This is a genomic window from Ruegeria sp. CE12 (genome assembly GCF_056537525.1).
The window spans coordinates 137004-154418 of sequence record NZ_JBQFRS010000010.1 but is presented as its reverse complement, the minus strand read 5'-3'; the positions used below and the strand labels follow the sequence as shown (position 1 = coordinate 154418).

Annotated in this window: 16 protein-coding genes and 1 tRNA gene; 3 read left to right on the top strand and 14 right to left on the bottom strand. The window is 54.4% G+C overall.

All coding sequences use genetic code 11. The annotated features are described in order from the left end of the window. Positions 1–169 precede the first annotated feature (169 nt). The 4 genes from ACR0IO_RS19305 to ACR0IO_RS19290 all read right to left on the bottom strand — a co-directional run bounded on the left by ACR0IO_RS19305 (position 170) and on the right by ACR0IO_RS19290 (position 2290). Positions 170–454, bottom strand: coding sequence for a YiaA/YiaB family inner membrane protein (locus ACR0IO_RS19305; protein WP_155148199.1), 285 nt, complete (start codon positions 452–454; stop codon positions 170–172). 38 nt (positions 455–492) lie between these two features. Next, positions 493–1176 (bottom strand): PspA/IM30 family protein, encoded by a 684-nt coding sequence (locus tag ACR0IO_RS19300; RefSeq protein ID WP_170335633.1) that lies wholly within the window; start codon positions 1174–1176, stop codon positions 493–495. Positions 1177–1268: 92 nt separating this feature from the next. Further along, positions 1269–1859, bottom strand: coding sequence for a TetR/AcrR family transcriptional regulator (locus ACR0IO_RS19295; protein ID WP_480743792.1), 591 nt, complete (start codon positions 1857–1859; stop codon positions 1269–1271). 56 nt (positions 1860–1915) lie between these two features. Continuing rightward, complete coding sequence (locus ACR0IO_RS19290) at positions 1916–2290, bottom strand: hypothetical protein (RefSeq protein ID WP_155148194.1); 375 nt, start codon at positions 2288–2290, stop codon at positions 1916–1918. Between the two features lie 47 nt (positions 2291–2337). Between ACR0IO_RS19290 and ACR0IO_RS19285 the strand changes: the two genes are divergently transcribed. Beyond that, a complete protein-coding gene (locus ACR0IO_RS19285; RefSeq protein ID WP_480743790.1) occupies positions 2338–3138 on the top strand; it encodes an alpha/beta fold hydrolase in 801 nt (266 codons plus the stop codon). Here the strand turns inward: ACR0IO_RS19285 and ACR0IO_RS19280 are convergent, their stop codons facing one another. The 6 genes from ACR0IO_RS19280 to ACR0IO_RS19255 form a co-directional block, all read right to left on the bottom strand. Continuing rightward, positions 3139–3330 carry a hypothetical protein gene (locus ACR0IO_RS19280; protein WP_170335637.1) on the bottom strand — a complete coding sequence of 64 codons (192 nt, stop codon included), beginning with the start codon at positions 3328–3330 and terminating at the stop codon, positions 3139–3141. Positions 3331–3415: 85 nt separating this feature from the next. Beyond that, a complete protein-coding gene (locus ACR0IO_RS19275) occupies positions 3416–3808 on the bottom strand; it encodes a rhodanese-like domain-containing protein (protein WP_155148191.1) in 393 nt (130 codons plus the stop codon). 81 nt (positions 3809–3889) lie between these two features. Then, positions 3890–5230 carry an HlyD family type I secretion periplasmic adaptor subunit gene (locus ACR0IO_RS19270; RefSeq protein WP_170335360.1) on the bottom strand — a complete coding sequence of 447 codons (1341 nt, stop codon included), beginning with the start codon at positions 5228–5230 and terminating at the stop codon, positions 3890–3892. A gap of 13 nt (positions 5231–5243) precedes the next feature. Continuing rightward, the gene (locus ACR0IO_RS19265) at positions 5244–7373 is read right to left on the bottom strand and encodes a type I secretion system permease/ATPase (RefSeq protein WP_480743798.1); all 2130 of its coding nucleotides are present in this window, start codon (positions 7371–7373) and stop codon (positions 5244–5246) included. 196 nt (positions 7374–7569) lie between these two features. After that, complete coding sequence (locus ACR0IO_RS19260) at positions 7570–9522, bottom strand: type I secretion protein (RefSeq protein WP_480743788.1); 1953 nt, start codon at positions 9520–9522, stop codon at positions 7570–7572. A gap of 130 nt (positions 9523–9652) precedes the next feature. Then, a complete protein-coding gene (locus ACR0IO_RS19255; RefSeq protein ID WP_480743786.1) occupies positions 9653–12010 on the bottom strand; it encodes a hypothetical protein in 2358 nt (785 codons plus the stop codon). Between the two features lie 598 nt (positions 12011–12608). Between ACR0IO_RS19255 and ACR0IO_RS19250 the strand changes: the two genes are divergently transcribed. After that, entirely contained in the window at positions 12609–13391 is a 783-nt protein-coding gene (locus ACR0IO_RS19250) for a helix-turn-helix transcriptional regulator (protein ID WP_480743783.1), read from the top strand. Continuing rightward, entirely contained in the window at positions 13384–13881 is a 498-nt protein-coding gene (locus tag ACR0IO_RS19245; protein WP_170335371.1) for a hypothetical protein, read from the top strand. The genes ACR0IO_RS19250 and ACR0IO_RS19245 overlap by 8 nt, the downstream gene beginning before the upstream one ends. 8 nt (positions 13882–13889) lie before the next feature. On the opposite strand, the gene ACR0IO_RS19240 is transcribed toward ACR0IO_RS19245, so the two are convergent. The 4 genes from ACR0IO_RS19240 to ACR0IO_RS19225 all read right to left on the bottom strand — a co-directional run bounded on the left by ACR0IO_RS19240 (position 13890) and on the right by ACR0IO_RS19225 (position 17348). Then, positions 13890–13975 (bottom strand) — tRNA-Leu (locus ACR0IO_RS19240). Between the two features lie 336 nt (positions 13976–14311). Continuing rightward, positions 14312–15343, bottom strand: a complete 1032-nt coding sequence (locus ACR0IO_RS19235) for an ABC transporter substrate-binding protein (RefSeq protein ID WP_480743780.1) — start codon at positions 15341–15343, stop codon at positions 14312–14314. Then, the gene (locus ACR0IO_RS19230; protein ID WP_209016280.1) at positions 15316–16686 is read right to left on the bottom strand and encodes a sensor histidine kinase; all 1371 of its coding nucleotides are present in this window, start codon (positions 16684–16686) and stop codon (positions 15316–15318) included. The genes ACR0IO_RS19235 and ACR0IO_RS19230 overlap by 28 nt, the downstream gene beginning before the upstream one ends. Beyond that, positions 16683–17348 carry a response regulator transcription factor gene (locus tag ACR0IO_RS19225; RefSeq protein WP_155148178.1) on the bottom strand — a complete coding sequence of 222 codons (666 nt, stop codon included), beginning with the start codon at positions 17346–17348 and terminating at the stop codon, positions 16683–16685. The genes ACR0IO_RS19230 and ACR0IO_RS19225 overlap by 4 nt, the downstream gene beginning before the upstream one ends. Positions 17349–17415 lie beyond the last annotated feature (67 nt).

Below are 17415 nucleotides of genomic sequence, written 5' to 3'. Positions count from 1 at the left end.
GGCGAAGACGGCAACGGCGCGGTCGAGGCCAAGGTCAAAGCCGAGGTCGCAGAACTCTGCAAACGTTTCCCTATATATCCAAACCTGTAAGGGTTACGATCAATCAAAGAAAACGGCGCCACTTCGGCGCCGTTTTTTTTGTTCTTGGGGTATTGATGAGAGCTTCGGGTCAAACGTCGGAGGTCGGGTCCTTCAGAACGTCTTCCAACAGCTTCTCGTTGCGCGCTTCTTCAATCCGATTGATGCGGTCCTCTGCCGAACGCGCGTCAAAGCGATACTTAACCACGTTGATCAGGCTCAGCGTAAGCAGAACGATGCCCATGCCCCAATAGCCTTTGGTTGCCAAAGGAACTTCCGTGGACAGATACAGCGAAATTCCCAGCAACGCGTAGGCGACAACAACGCCAGCACCGTTCAGCATCAGGATCAGGCCGTTTTCATTTTGATGAGTCATTTGAATTCTCCGTTTTTAGTATGAGTTGGTTGAAAGGCTTAGTCGTTCGATTTTGATTTGAGGCGGGCCAGAACATCGGCGGCGGTGGAACGGGTCTTTGGCCCGTACCCTGCCTCCTCCATGCGCTCGGCAACGTTGGTGTGATCCAGCCCGGTGTCGATTTCCCGCAGGATTTCCGACTGTTCGAACGGATCGTCCTGTTGCATTACGCGATTGATCAGGCCTTCCGCTTCATCGATTGGGCTTTCACCACCCAGATGACGGTTCAATCGCTTCTGCAAACCCTGCTCTCGCTTGACTGCACGCGCCGAAATTGCCCCCTGCTTGAGATCCAGAATGCGGCGGTTCGCAGCCTCGACTGTCTGGCGCAACTGCAGAACCCGGGTTTCCAGCCGATCGACGGTTTGTGTGCGGATGGTTTTTTCATTTTCCAGATCTGCCACAGCCTGAGCCGCACTTTGCACCATGTCCTGGCGACCATCGGCCAAAGCCTGCTCAGCACGCGCCATTAAATCGTCGATGCGGCTTTGCAGCACATCCACTTGCCGCGCCTCGTTACGCTTTCTTTGGATCAAACTGGCGAGTGTCAGTTTCGCCGCCTTCAGATTTTGGTCCGCTTCGCGGATCTTCTGGTCGATCAATTCAATCGAGTAAGTGTCGCGCAGGCGGTCTTCGGCCCGGGCATTTGCACCGTTTATCAAGGTCTTCAATGTACCGAACATGCGTTCCTCCAATTCATGAACATCGTTCACAAATTGGATGTAGCAAACACATGAACGCCGTTCAAGTATTTTCTTGAACGGCGTTCAGGAAACTATTTGTTTCCAATTCGGGAAAGAACCTGCGTGATCATCCGTTCGATTTGCTCCGGAGGCACTCCGGATATCCGGTTTTCCAAACCAAGGGTCACGATCCCATGCACCGACGAAAACAACGCGCGTGTCATCAGCTCGCGCTCAACATTGTCATATTCGGGAAACAACTGCCCCACCGGTTCTGCAATAAACGCAAACAGGCCTTTGAGCGCGTTGCGATACCAATCAGGTACTGGACCATCCTCTGACATCTGCAGGTCAAAAAGCGCGCGCCAGAGCAATGTGTTTTGATCCGCAAAATGAAGATAGGCCGTACTCATGACAATCAGCCGCTGAACGGGTTCTTCACTGCCATCAAAGGAACCGCGTACAGCCTCACCCAGGCGTTTGAACGTACGGCCGTTTACGGCCATCACGATGGCATTCAGATCATCGAAGACGTTATAGATCGCACCCAAGGCACACCCGGCATCTTTGGCGAGATCCCGTGCCCTCAGATCCGAGATTCCATCACGTGCGATACGAATCTCAGCCGCTTCGGTCAGCTTTTCGCGCAACTGCTCGCGTCTGATCTGGGATTTGGATGACATGCCGCCCTCAACCTTGAACCTTGTTCACAAGGATGCGGATAGGCCGAAAGATATGCTCAAATCAACCCGCGCCACCACAGAAAAACAAGCAGCAGTGTCGTCAGCGCCAGCATGTTGAAAGCCAGACTACCGAGCAATCCAAGGAACCAACCCCATCTGCGATCAGCCAGATTGATGGCTCGCAAATGCGTCTGAACGTCATGAGAAGCTTGTTCCAACCTTGGGGTATCCAGTGTCAGGCGCAGTTTGGGGTGTTCCGACATCTGCTCGGCCCCGGCCAGTAGCATGGCCTGCTTGTAGATTTTGCGCGGGAGACGCCGTTTGGCACGCCTCACCGAAGCCGCCAATGTCTTGTCACGCACCCCAAGCTTTTTGCGCAGCAAAACGATCGTCTCAGCGATCTGGGTCTGAATATCGGTTTCCTGCGACATGAGGTGCCTCCTGTCAGGTCTTTTAACCTCGCCCACAAGTGCCGACAATGGGGCTGGTTGTTCCGCTCGGCGGCAGGTATCACGAAACCATGCTGAACACGATCATTCATGGCGAACCAACAGATCGCCCGCCCCTGATTATCGCTCATGGTCTTTATGGATCAGCCCGCAACTGGGGCGTCATCGCCCGCCGTCTTTCTGATGAACGTCAGGTCGTAGCGGTTGATATGCGCAACCATGCCTACAGCATGTGGAACAGCCACCATGACTACCCTCATCTGGCACAGGATTTGGCCGAAGTGATTGAGAGCATTGGCGGCAAAGCGGACGTAATCGGCCATTCGATGGGCGGAAAAGCGGCAATGACGCTGGCTCTGCAGCATGGGGCATTGGTGAATAAACTGGTGGTCGCCGACATTGCCCCGGTCAGCTACGGTCATAGCCAAATACAATATATCGAAGCGATGCGTGCCGTGGATATGTCTCGCGTAGAGCGTCGATCGGACGTCGAAACGCAACTGGCAGAGCTTGGTGTTGAAAAGGCACTGCAGAGCTTCTTCACACAGTCTCTGGATGTCTCTGGTAAGCGATGGAGATTGAATCTGGATGTTCTGGCGGACCAGATGCCGAACATCATGGGATTCCCGGAAATCGACACCTCATGGAGCGGACCTGTGCTGTTTCTGTCAGGTGCCGATTCAGACTATGTGATGCCCGAACATCGCGAGATTATCCGGGCACTATTCCCAAATGCGCGGTTTGCCAAAATTCCCGGCGCAGGCCATTGGCTTCACGCCGAGAAACCAAGAGAATTCGAAGCAGCTGTCAGGACATTCCTGAACGCCTGATCAGGATGCATTACCCTGATACAGGCGTCGCGCAACAAGCCATGAGACCGGTGCAGCCACCACAAATCCAGCGGCCGCCGCTGAAACGATAGCCATGGTCGAAACCAATCCGGCTGACAGAACTGCGATAACGGCAGACCCGGCAAGTGCGGTTGAAATCAGTGAGTATAGTATGGCTGCGAGGCGTATCATGGTCAGTTGTCCCATTGCTTGACTTCTGACCATCACATTAGAACCTGCGAATACATCTGGCTTTGATTTGTATCAGATCGAAACGCTACATCCCTGCATCGACAGGCCCGATGATCTCGCCGCCAGCATTGGCCCAGTCCGAGAAGCCACCAAGGTTGTAGACCTTTTCATACCCCATGTCTTTTAAGAGCTTGCCGGCCAGCGCAGCCCGTCCACCCGAAGCACAATGCAGAATGATCGGACGATCTTTACGCAATTCCGGATCATGGGACTGCACATTTGGATCGGCCCGAAACTCCAACATCCCACGTGGAATATGATGAGAACCGACAGCCCTGCCCGTCCGTTCGAGTTCGGGCGCATCGCGAATATCCAGCAACAGCCCACCTTGCGCCAACAAATCCCGTGCCTTGGAAATATCGATGCGTTCGACGACCGCATTGGCGGCCTCCATCATGTCTTTGACTGTCAGTGGCATGTCCTGCTCTCCCAATTGGATTCGCGAAATGCTAACATGCCGTTTTTTGAAGGTGTAGCTGTTGTAAGCCTTTAGATCGTACTAATGCTCGCGGAATGCACGTGACATACTGTCGACCACCGGTTTGGCGATATAGGCGGCAAAGGTCCGTTCTTCGGTCTGGATCATGATCTCGGCCGGCATCCCTGGCGTCGGGACAAAGCCACGAACCCGCTCCATCTCATCCGGAGTTAGCGAAATGCGTGCCAGATACACTTCCTGCGGAACCCCTGCGGCCTCCTCCAGTAATGCGTCTGCTGAAACATAGAAGACCTCGCCACTCAGCACAGGGGTTGTGCGCTGGTTCAACGCAACAAGACGGACGGTGGCATTTTGCCCTGTGACAACACTGTCGATTTCTGTACGCGGAATTTGTGCTTCGATGATCAGTGGCGCATCGGCTGGCAGGATTTCTGCAATCTGCTCACCCGTTTCGATGACACCACCGGGCGTGTGGTAGTGAAGCCGCACAACAGTTCCGGTAACCGGTGCCCGAACCACCGCACGATCCAGAACACTACGCGCCTGTCGCGCCTTTTCCCGCACACTCTCAAGGTCGGCTTCGATCACGCCCAGTTCATCCAGTGCCGCCTCTCTGTAAGCTGATCGGGTACGCGAAATCTGTTCTTCGTACTTCAGCAGCATCTGATTCACCTCGGCTGTTTCGGCCTTTAGCCGCGCGAGTTGTCCATCTGCCTCGGCCTGAACGCGACGGATCGTGTTCAGATCACCTTTGCGGACCAAACCCTTTTCGAACAGCGAGTTCTTTGTGTCGTATTCCTCCTGAAGGATATCCTGGCGTCGCTGCATACTGCTAAGCTGTGCCTCGAATCCGCTTGCGCGAATTTTAAGGGCTTCCATGTTGCGTTCTAACAAAGCGATGTCGTTCAAAAGCGTCTTACGTGAGACTTCAAAGCTCAGGCGCTGGCTGTCCAGAATGGTCATGACCTCCACATCATCAGAGGCTTCAACAAGATCATTTGAGAAGGTTAATTTCTCTTGCTCGCCATACTCAGCCAACAGGCGTTCCACCATCGCTTGCAGGCGTATTTTACGAATGAACAGTTCACGTTCGTTGGCCTCAGCCGAAGTTTGATCAAGCGTCATCAATACCTGACCAGCTTGTACAGCCTCTCCTTCGGTAACCAGAATATCCTCGATAATCCCACCTTCCAGATGCTGAACGATCTTGTTGCGGCCCGTGGCGACAAAGCTTCCCTGGGCAATTACGGCCGCCGCGAGCGGTGCACGAAATGACCAGACACCAAAGCCGCCAAAACAAACGATCAACATTATGATCCCGATGAAGACCAATCTGTTTATTGATCTCGGCACCTCAGAATACCAGACAGCAGAGTCTTCAACTCGAACCAGTTCGTTCATCTTCTCCCCCTGTCTATCCCTGAATTTCCGGCTGCTTACGCGGACCGTTCAATTGCTGCAGAACCTGTTCACGATGGCCAAACAAAGCCACTCGCCCGTCTGTCAGCAGCATGATCTTGTCCACCACGTTAAGCAGTGTCGGTTTTTGCGTGATTACCACGACGGTGATCTGGCTTTCTTTGGCCTGTTCGATGGCCTTGGCCAGCGCCTTGTCACCGGCGACGTCGAGATTCGAGTTCGGCTCGTCCAGCACGACCATACGCGGGTTCCCGAAAAACGCTCGGGCCAATGCGATGCGTTGTTTTTGGCCGCCCGACAACGGCGTCCCGTCGGCAGCTACAACGGTCTCATATCCCTGCGGCAAGGTGGCGATCATGTTGTGAACATCGGCAAGTACAGCTGCGTCGTGGATCTGCTCATCCGTCGCATCATTGCGCATTCGACCGATGTTATCCTTGATCGTCCCCGGGAACAGCTGCACATCCTGCGGAAGATATCCGATGCTTTCACCAAACTGCCGCGGATCCCAGTTGCGGATATCCATCAAATCCAACCGGACACTGCCAGACGTGGGCAGGATCGACCCAACCAGAGTTTTACCCAATGTTGTCTTTCCTGCACCGGAATTGCCAATAATCGCGAGCGTTTCACCCGGATTCAGTGAAAACGAAATTCCATTCAGAACGACGCGCTTGGTACCACCTGGCACGTAGAGCAGGCGTTCGACATCCAGCCGACCTTCAGGGCGCGGCAGACGTAGTTTTTCGAATTGCAGCGCCGAATTTTTCAGCAGTGCATTGATCCGATCGAAAGCACCCCGCGTGAGCAGGAAATTGTTCCATCCCTCGATCGATCCTTCGATCGGGGCAAACGCTCGCCCTGCGATGATTGAGGCAGCGATAACCATACCGCCCGTTATCTCGCCCTGAAGCGCAAGGAATGCACCCCAGCCCAGAATTCCGATCTGGGTCAGCAGACGTACCGCACGCGAAATCGCCGCAAAGATAACGTTGCGATCCTGCGCTTTCACCTGCCACGTCAGCGACTGGGCTGTGTCCCGTCCCCAGATACGAACAGCTTCGGGTATCATTGCTAGCGCATTGATGATCTGACTGTTGCGTGACATTGAATCCAGATGCTGGTTCGCCAGCGATTGCGCCATGTTGGCCTTGGCAAAGGGCTTGGCTGTCATTTTCTGGTTGATCAGCGCAATGATCATCAACAGCAATGCTGTAAAAATGACGATCATTCCAAGTTGAGGGTGAACAAGAAAGATCATCAGGATGAACAGCGGCGCAAAGGGGACATCCAGAAATGAAATCAGAGTGCCCGACACAAGAAATCCGCGCACTTGCTGCAAATCACCCAGAGTCTGATATTCACGGCCCGTTCCGTGCAAAGACGCGTGCGCCGCAGCGCTCAGGATCGGAGCGCCAAGTCGGGCCGCGACCTCAACAGCGGTGCGCATCAGCATGAAGCGGCGTACGGCATCAAAGGCCGATTGGAATATCACAGCCCCTGCCACAATCGCGGTCAGCATGATCAGAGTATCCAGCGATCGGCTGGTCAGGACACGGTCACTGATCTGGAACAGGTAGATCGGGATCGCAAGGATCAGGACATTGGTTGCGCAAGTCAGAACCAGAACAAACGCCAGGTTCCGCCAGATTGCCCGCATTGAGGTGCGCAGCGTCCGTTGAAAATCTTCGGGCGGAGTGCGCTTGTGAAAGGTTTGGGGTGGCCCTTTGCCATCACCACCGCCCGTTTCGGTGCGGGGCAAAGGCTGATTTGCTTTGGCCTCGATAGTGGTGCCTATGCGATCCGTTCCAGCCGACTGGGACGAGGGGGTCATACGCGCAGTCGGTTGTTCCACGGTCTTCGGATCAGGGCTGTCGGCATCGGCCACCCCATTGTCGCCGCCCGCCATTTCAGTATTGGGCGCGGGCTGCGACGGTCCACGCCGAAGGGGAGGTTCGGCGCTTGATCGTGAGTTCGTCGCAATTACTTTCTCTTCTAATTCAGTAGCCGCATTCGGCGACTCGGGCTCATGAGCCTCGATAGTTTCCTGAACCTTATCGGGCTCAGGTTGCCTTTCATCGCAGGTCGATGCTGACAGGGTCTGCTCCGTTTCTGGCAAGCGCATCTCCCGCGTCAGCCTCAGCCTGGACTTTCTGAACTTGATTTTCGATTGATCTGTCTGATTAACCAGATCGCAGGCTCTGAGAGTTAATGGTCCGCCCCCACCGTGCCGATCCAGCGGGCTGGCATATCGGGTACGGCGCGACGAAAAAACGATCGACATAAATAAACCTTCCGGTCACTCGTAACGAACAGGGAAGTCAGACCAGCATGCTTTGCAGGCCATCATCGGGACTTAGCATTTCTGAAGGTGTCAGTTGTGGACCCTGAGTGCCCATTCCTGCCTGACCAGCAACACCGGCGCTTTCCTCCATCAGGAGAGCGATTGCCTCGTTTGCAAGTTCCTCGCTTTCCTCATTTTCGGGCATTTCGATCAAACTGGCCTGATGCAGCAGCAGATCCGAATACGTGCCCCCGGCCGCCATAACAGTCGAGTCGACGCCGATCTTGGTGATATTCGCTGCATTCAGCATTGCGTTGCTTCCGGAAAGAACCTCGGTTTCTGCGCCGTTTGGACCAGACAGATGCACATCATCCTGATCTGCAAGCATTGTCACCTGTTCTACGATATTAACTTGCAGCAGATTACCATCGATCTTGAGAACGCGCATCTGTTCCATTCCCGCAAACATGGGATCGTTCAGGAGTGCTTCCTCAAGAGCGGCGAGATCCATGTCACTCAGGGCCATGGCCTCAGTGAGGTTATCGTTCAGCTCTCCTTCGCTGTCCTCTCCAATTGTGGTCAAAGAGGCCTGGTTCATGACCAGATTGTCGTCACCGCCACCAGTGCCAGCTGCCATGCCGCCGGTTACGACGTCGTCATCCATCAAGACCAATGTCTGGAACAACATATCGACCGAGATCATGTCGCCACCGATCATGATCAGATCATAGAAACTTCCCAGCTGGATCAGGTCCGAGACGTTGACCATCTCGTTGTCACCCATCGCATATAACGTTGAAGCCGCTGAGATTTCGGTCTGAATATGATCAATATCCGTGGCATCGATCATCTGTTTGACAAAATTGGCCACGACCAGATCGCCATGTATCCAATCCACTGACAGGAATGAGGGTTGCTCTGCGTCGTCAGTACTCTGGGCCAGCCAGGGCGCGGCCTTGGCTTCGACTTCGATCTGAGCGGACTGGACCACATTGGTCCCCGAGCCACTCCCCGCATTGCCCTGATCCATATCTGAAACAACGGCTACTTGACTGACCATCGTGAGACTAATGGCCTGCCCGCCAACCGCGATAAACGGAGCATCGACCCATGCAACATTTGCCGCGACCTCGTTAATTGCCAGATTGCCTCCGACGATCACAGTATGACCATCGTCAAACTCCGGATCCTCGGACTGATCCCATTCATCAGGCAGATGTGCGGTTGCTTCCGCTTCTACATCTTCTTCCGGTTGATGATGCTCTGGCAGAAGTTCCGACCAGACCGGTGCCTCTTCGACATGCTCTCCATTTACGATGATGCCCATTGCGTCACCGCCATGGAACTGATGTATGGTGACACCCTCGACATCTGAATTCATCGGAGTCTGCATCTGCTCGGCCAATCCCTCGACATAGTCAGATGACATGTAGTCGGAAATCGCCAGCGAAGGTGCCGACATGGCGTGCAGAGACAGGGCCATGTCCAGAGCTTCCTCTGCCTCGGCAATCATTGTCTCTATATCTCTGAAATCTCCCTGCCCCACGGTATCGTTGTCGCTCAGGGTCAGCGTCTGCATTGTGTAGGTTACAGCAGATCCGTGTGTTCCGATTTCCGGTTGCTGCTGAATGATCACGAAATCCAGATTACCGGACTGGCCTAATTGATTGTCAGGGACCAGCTGCCCTTCCGCCGCCGGCTCGCCTAGCACTATGATAGTCTCCTGGACCGGTCCTTCGACCGGGGGCGGTAATACCGGCTCTGTAGGTGGGGTCTTGAAACGGTAGGGAAGAGGATCGTACTCGCCCGGATCAAGCTTCAAATCTGCCTTGACCCGTATCGTAATCGGATCTTCCAGCTCTTCGACTTCGGCCTTACGCCTGAGTGCGGTGAACTCTTCGTACTGATCCCTTAGGCGGGCTTGTTCAATTGTTAGCTCAAAAGTTCCAACAAAATGTGCAATCGTTTCTGTAACACTGTCGAGTGCCATATCGATTATCCCTATCACCCTGCCCGGCAGAAAATTTCCGGTTTAGGCTTGGTTGGGCCGAGGCCGCATAACGGCCCCGGCGTTTTCGTAGAACAGAAACGGGGACCGCAATACGGTCCCCGATATTTGATTATGCTTCGGTGTCGTCGCTCGAGTAAGTCGAAGTCATCGAGCCACCAACCATGGTCGTGTCAACCGAGTTACCAAGCACGTTGGCACCCATGACGATCGACTGGTTGAATGCTGACGTATCAACTACCGCAGCTGCCGAGGCGTAGGATTCTCCGGTCACGATACCGTCGCCACCGTTGTTGGAACCCCACGTACCACCGTTACCGCCAGCGCCGCCGTCACCCGAATAGGCGCCTGCCGCGCTGCCACCGGTAATCGTGCCACCCATGGTATCGCCGGATGTGGCTGTTCCCATGGCCGAGCCGCTGGTTCCGCCAGTTGCCGTTGCTGCGCCACCGGCACCACCTGCACCAGTATTGGCCGCGCCTGTCGCGCTACCGGAACCGGTCGAATTGGCGTCGTTGTCGCTGTTTGCAGCGCCACCGTATCCGGCGATCGCTTCGGCGAGACTATCGGCAGAACCATCGGTTGCAGATTCGGCAAACACGTCAGCTGCGCCACCCGCACCGGCAGTATTGGCTGCATCCGCAGAACCACCACCGCTACCGGTCGAAGTTGCTGTCGGCGTTGTCGTACCACCTGCGCCACCTGCGCCTTCGGCCATAGACGTGCCGCTACCCGACCCGTTCGCTGCACCGTTTGCAGCGTTCGAACCACCAGCGCCGCCAGCTGAATCAGCCGTTTGCGGGTTGTTCGCCGCGCCACTGATAGCGCCTGGATTCTGACCAATATTCGGGCCACTTGCCGACTGATCGCCAACACCCTGCGCACCAGAGTTCGCAGCTGAATTACCGCCAGTACCTGGACCGCCGGATCCCGCGCCACCGCTTCCGGCACCGCCGGTTCCAGCACCACCAGTACCTGCGCCACCAGTTCCTGAGCCGCCGGTACCTGGGTTATTGCCAGAAGTTCCGCCGCCACCGGTTGTGGCATCAGAGGATCCCGCATTCGCGCCAAGGCTATCTGCGATTTCCTGGTTCAACGCGGCGACTGCCGCTTCAACCATACCCGAGAATCCGCCGGAACCATCACCACCGGTGCCGCCACCGCCAGTACCGCCGCCGCCGGAACCCGAACCACCGGAACCCGAACCACCGGAACCTGATCCACCGGAACCACTTGCGCCACTACCAGCCGAGCTTCCTGCTGCGCCTGAGGCACCATTGCTGCCAGCCGTCGCATCATTGGCTTCGTTCGTACCCGTACTGTTGTTCGTCGCGGAGCCAGAGTTCGACGAGCCAGAGTTTCCTCCGTTTGAGCCAGCTGCGTCAGTGTCATTTCCAGCCAAACCAAGGCCAGCTGCCAGCGAACCCGAGGCGTTTTCACCGCCATTCGCATTACCTTCGGCATTTGAACCAGACAGACCCAGTCCTAGACCAAGACCGAACGAATCCGCACTGCCGCCATTACCGCCAGTACCCTGACCGCTAGCGCTCGAGGTGCCGGTATTGTTGGCACTTGATGTGCTGTTGGCGTTTCCGCCGTTACCTGCAGTGCTATCGCCACTGGCTTCTGCGCCGGACAGCCCCAGGCCCAAGCTGGTGTTGTTGGCATTACCCGAGCTGGCACCGTTGCCACCCTGTGCGCCTGCACCTGCGTTACCGGTGTGACCACCAAGGGCAAACGCATTGCTACCATTGGTTTCCGAAGCTGCTGCTCCACCATAGCTGGTGCCGCCGGCGCCGGAGTTGCCGCCATCTGCCGATGAGCCAATGCCCTCTTCCGCATGAGCGGTGCCGCCATTGGCGTTACCGTTCTGATTGAAATCGGCATTGTTGGATACGGTCGGTGAATCCAGAGTGTCATCGTCACTCAGATTTGCCAGTTGATTGTTGACTGATGACATATCGTTTCCGTCACCATCCAACGAGATATCCAGGTTCATGTCATCACCTGGATCGTAGCTCAGGTCGCGACCTGCGGTAATCACGTCACCAATTGACGCTGAATCACCAATGTCCAGATCAACCTGGTCATCATCGCGCGGAATCCATTCACCTTCACCGAAATCGATGTTGATGCTGTTCGAGATAGTGTTGCTGTCATCACCACCATTGACGTTCGACTGCTGCTGGCCTTGTTGCTGGCCCTGCTGCTGAGCCTGACCCTGGTCCTGATCCTGACCTTGGTCCTGACCCTGCTCATTCGCGACTTCGGTCGCCTGAGCCTGAGCCTGATTTTGCTCATCCTGGTTGTCGTTGGTGTTTTCTACAGTCTGACCCTGTTGCTGAGCGTTCAGATTGGCCTCGATTGAAGCTTCGTCAACCTGAAATTCGGCATCAACGTCCGCGTCAAGGTTTTCGACATTAATTTCGTCAACGGTCGTTACATTTGTATTATTAACATTGCGTCGCATAACAATTATCCATTTTTGATGCGCCAGACCGCCATTCATCTACAAAGCGATATTTGGCACGGTTGAAACAGAATTTGGCATCCACCCGCGAAACTTGCGCATGTCTGCGGCCTTGTCTTTCAGCTAGATTTGTTGTCACCCCCCTTTCTCGGCTAAGCCGATTACGTGACCACTCAAATTCACGCGGAAATACGCGGGCCGCAGACACGTCAGGTACAAGTAAACTTCACGAATTGAAGCCCTGTCATGGTTGCAGCAGATTTGTGGGATGAATAGATAACCGAAAGTACTACTTCCTCTATTAAATTGTTTTTATTATATAATATTGAAAAATACCTGCCGCACTTCGGAGAATGTCATTCGCATGAAGTCTCATTATGACTACAGCAGGAAAATATGATTTTTCCGGGGGTTAAACCTAAGAAACTGAAATTCAGCCTATACAAAAGTTCTAATTTTGGATCGCTTTTAGCAACAATCTGTTGCTGAAATTGGAACTTTCGGGTATGGTCCGGGGTAATTTTATTGAGTCTGTAATAGTTTCGCACCACAAAAAAATGCCGCCAATTTTGGACGCAAGAAATGGTGCAGTTTGTTAGTGGGGGAAAGGAAAATGAGCATTTCTATGCAAAACAGTATTCCTTGCGAAATTGAAAGTGCTGATGATCTGTCAATAAGCTTCATTGGGAAAGAATTATTCTATTCAAATCAAACCCTAAGAAGCGTTCAAAATGAATTCGGAGTTTTAGCCTATCGCAGCGACAGCCTTGATGCGGTGAAAGCTCCGGCCAGCTTTGCCTCAAAATCCGGGAAGGTTCTGGTCGTTGATCAGATGAACCTCGAAGACCTGTTGAACAGGCCATCCGAGTACAAGCAAGCCGTACCTTCTGGGTGTCTTGCCTTTGCATATCGCAAAGACGATTCGGCCCGTTTTCTTTTCGAACACTGGGATCGTGGACGATATGGCGACATCGGATACCTGCCGATGAATGTAGCTCCGGATGTGTGGCGTGCGATATTGCGTCTGCTAATGCATGAGGAACTGTATTTGCCAAGTTTCCTGGCCGATTGCGTTCTTCGCTCACCCTCTGAGTCGCGAAACCGTGATCGAGCATCTCCGCAACAACCTGATGCGTCCCCATCAAGCAGAAAGAACCCTCTTTATTCAAAGCTCACTCGGCGAGAGAAACAAGTGCTGCGCCTGGTGTCTCAGGGCAAAAGCAACAAGACGATTGCCGCCAAGCTGGGAATTACCGAGCACACCGTAAAACTCCATATGCACAATGTGTCAGGGAAAATCGGTGTCAACAATCGCACGGCCGCTGCACATTTCTACTTTGAGGTCGCGCCAGAAGAGGCGCAGCAGATATCTTGTGACTGACGACTTCGAAACCAAATTTGACCGTCTGATCCTGCTCGTCGGGCGGCTAAACTACATGTGGACCAATACCGAAAGCCTGCTGATTCATCTGATCGCTGGCTTGAGCGGGACCAACAAAGACGTCGCGGTGATCATTTTCCTGACTCTGAACACTACGCGTGCGCGTATAGACTTGGTCGAGCGTCTGGCAAAAATGGAAGGACGACCCGAAGAGGTTCGCGACCCCATCCTGGAACACACTCAACGCCTGACAAAGCTTTCGGGGATACGAAACAAGTATAACCACTGCATATATTCGTTCGATCAGGAAAGCGGAAACCCAAAGACAATTCTGATGCGCATCGCCGACCGTAAGACCGACATCAAGCTAGGGCGCGAAGACACCGTAGATGACAACGCTCTGCAAGAAATCGAAGACGTGGTTGCACAGCTGTCAAAGGCCAATCGAGATATCTGGAAACTGATTTCTCAGCTTGGCTATCCGGTTTAGCTCAAGCTTGGTGCGGGCGGTGGGACTCGAACCCACACGGCACTAAGGCCTTCGGATTTTAAGTCCGATATGTCTACCATTCCATCACGCCCGCACATCACCAAATGCCTGATACGGCAATTCTGACAGTGATTTGTGGAATGCTTACTACCAACGAAAGTGATTGAAAAGGCGTTGTGGGCCTAACTTTATCTACGAAAACAAAGTTATTTTAGTATCACCGTTCAGCGCCACCTCACATTCATACCTGATCCGGGTCTCAACAAGTTTTCTGGCGCGATTTTGTTTGCGTGCTGTCACCTGAACTGCAACAGAACCTGCCGACTAAGCGGCAAACGAACAGTAGATAACGCGCCCTGTTATCCCGGCCCGCCACAGTTCAGAATCCTGTGTCCACCTAGGCTGAACATTCATCTTCTCGCAGAATCCGTTATTCCTGAAACAGGGAACTTTCCCAGTTTTTCAGAAAGTTATCCCGTCTGATCTTGTCCAGAAACACCAGCAGTCCGGGTCCAAATCGGATAGGGCGTAGTGCGGTGTTTTCGCGAAGCACTGATGGATTGATCGCGGGCAGACCGGATGCAAGCACGAGGTCCGGGTTCTGGCCAAACACCAGCAGAAAATCGATGAACTTACTGGCATCGTCAGGGTTCGGAGAAGTCTCGGGGATCAGCGCGGTCCGCAGCATGACATTCACGTAGTCTTCGAATTCGATGATCTGAAAGCCATCGATGCCGCTTTGCTGCGAACTCGCATAACTGCCTAGCACGTTATACGCCAATGCCAGCTCTCCGTTTGCCACATCCCGGATCATGTCACCGGAACAGCAATAGAGCTTGGCATCCAGCCTGCCCATCACCTCCATAAGCCGCCAGAACGACTCGCTGTTACGACTGTCTTGCGTGGCCATCAGATAACCGAAACCCGATTGCCGCACGTCGTATGTACCAATGCGCCCCTGAAAAAGCTCGGGGTTCTCTCGCAACAGCGCGATCAGCTGGTCGCGACTGCGTGGGGCATCTCCATCCGGGAAAAAGGCGTCTGACACGACCAAAACGGCGGGTTCTTGCGTAAATGCAAAGATCTGGTTTCTCCAGCTTGCCCATTCAGGCAGGTGGTCGGTTTCGGCATCGTCGTAATTCTGAGCGAAACCGTCATTGGCGAGTTTGGTCTGAAGGTCCATCGCCGAAGAGATAGCGAGGTCAAACACTGCCTCTTCCTCGGCGATTGCCTGCATCAAGCTGGTCGTGCCGGTGATCGTATATTCGACCTTCACCCCCGGGTGCTGTGCCTGAAAGGCCGCTATGATGGGCTCGAAGGCTTCGCGATCCGCAGTAGAGATGATCCGCAGAACAGACCCTTCATTGGCTGCGGGATAGGTGATGTGATCCTCAACTTCAAACGCAAGGACTGCACGTGACACCCACAACAGGATCAGCGCGGTAACAGCAGCGATACGCATGCGCCTGGACCCTCCTTGTTTGAACTGATGGAAAGTCTGCCACCATGTACCTGTGCGACATCGGCGGCAATGGTCAGACCAAGTCCCGAACCGACGACATCCCCGACATTGGCACCTCTTTTATATCGACTGACCAGACGCGACAGATCGGTATCTGCAAACCCGCGCCCTTCGTCGGTCACAGCAATACTTGTTTCTGCACCCTCAACCACCGAAACTGTAATGTCGCTGTCTGCCGGAGAATACTTGATAGCGTTGTCCAGAATATTCATCACCGCCGCCTGCAAAAGAATACGGTCGCCCTGAAACGAAACCGCATGATCGGGCAAATTGCGATGGATGACGATGTCTTTCAGGTCAGCGGTCGGATCCAGCCTGTCACAGGTCTCCTCGACCACTGCATTCAGGTCCAGTTCCTCTCGCAAAAGGCTGTCAGCGCGAAAAGTGACCATGGCGTGATCCAGCATCTGCCCGGCAGATCGCGCGCTTTCGTCGATGGCCCGGATCATCTCGCGGATCGCTTGCTTGTGTTCCGGTTTGCGTAACTTCAAATGAGTGACTTCTGCCTGCGCCCGCACCGTAGCAAGAGGCGTACGAACCCGGTGTGCCGCCTCGGCGATAAAATCCTCGGTACGCAAAAGAGACGCCCGCAGGCGCCCCATAAAGCTGTTGAGCGCCTCAACCAGCGGCAACAGTTCACGCGGAGTCTCGGCTGTCACCGGGCGCAAATCCTTGGGACCCCTGCGGGTAACGGCCCCGGTCAAACGATTGATCGGTGCGAGAGCCGATCCCGCCGCCCATAAACTGAGTGCAGTCGCCAACACAAAGAAACCGGCACCAATACCAGTCGCGAGTGTGGTGATCCGCCGGGAAATCGTCTCCAGACCTTCCCGGGTTTGCGCAACGGTTACAAACGCTTGCGCCCGGTTCGCCTCACTGCCCATGGGGCGCAACAAGGTCACAGAACGAATTTCATCTCCTCGAAACATAAGAGTTTCGAACACCGGCTCACCCGGTTGTGGCTGGGCTGCCGGAACCGGAAGATCATCATATCCTGTCAGCGTTTGCCCCGAGACGGCAACGCGATAAAACACGCGATCCTGCCCCACGGTTCCCAGCATCGAGAGTGACGAGTAGGGCAAATCCAGCGTGACGCCCCCACCCTCATTCCTCAGGCTGTCGGCCATCGCGATCGCCGAAGCTGCGAGAACCTGATCCTGAGTTCCCTCCGCCGCGCGTTCGGCAACGCCACGGACAACAAAAAAGAACGTCAGAGACAGCAGCGCAGCAACACCTGCAAGTTGAAAGAACAGGCGGCGGCGTATCGAGGCATGAAACTTCACGCAGCTACAATCCGGTAGCCAAGACCCCGCACCGTTTCAATTGTTGCACCCGAACCTTCCAACCGCTTGCGCAATCGGCCCACATAGACTTCGATCGCATTCTCGCTGGCTTCGTCAGACAATGAAAACAGCCGGTCCAGCAGATAGGACTTGGAAAACACCTGACCCGGGGCATTGAAGAACACCTCCAACAGGCGAAGCTCTCGATTTCGTAAAGCCACAGATTTACCCGCGAACCGCAACTCGCCGGCGGTAGAATCAAGCACGGTGCTTTCAAAGCTTCGTTGGTTGACCGCTACGCCACCCTGCCGTCGAAGTACGGCGCGGCAGCGGGCCTGAAGCTCGGAAAAATCGAAGGGTTTTGTGATGTAGTCGTCGGCACCGAGGTCCAGCAATCCGACCCGGTCGGACACAGCCGAACGCGCGGTAATCACGATGACCGGGGTTCGATTTGCGGCCTTGCGATGCTGGGCAAGAAAATCGCGACCGTCACCATCTGGCAGCATAATATCCAATAAAATCAAATCGTAATCTGCAACCGCAATACATGTTGAAGCATCATCCAGCGACTCGGCATGATCGACGGCATGACCATCCAGATGCAGCCGCTCTGCGATGGCATGAGCCAGTTTCAGATTGTCCTCGATCAGAAGGAGCCGCATCGGCGACCTTTTTTAAAGCATGACAGGTTGGTGTCAGGTTTGAGCGTTTCGATTGAGCATGAACGAG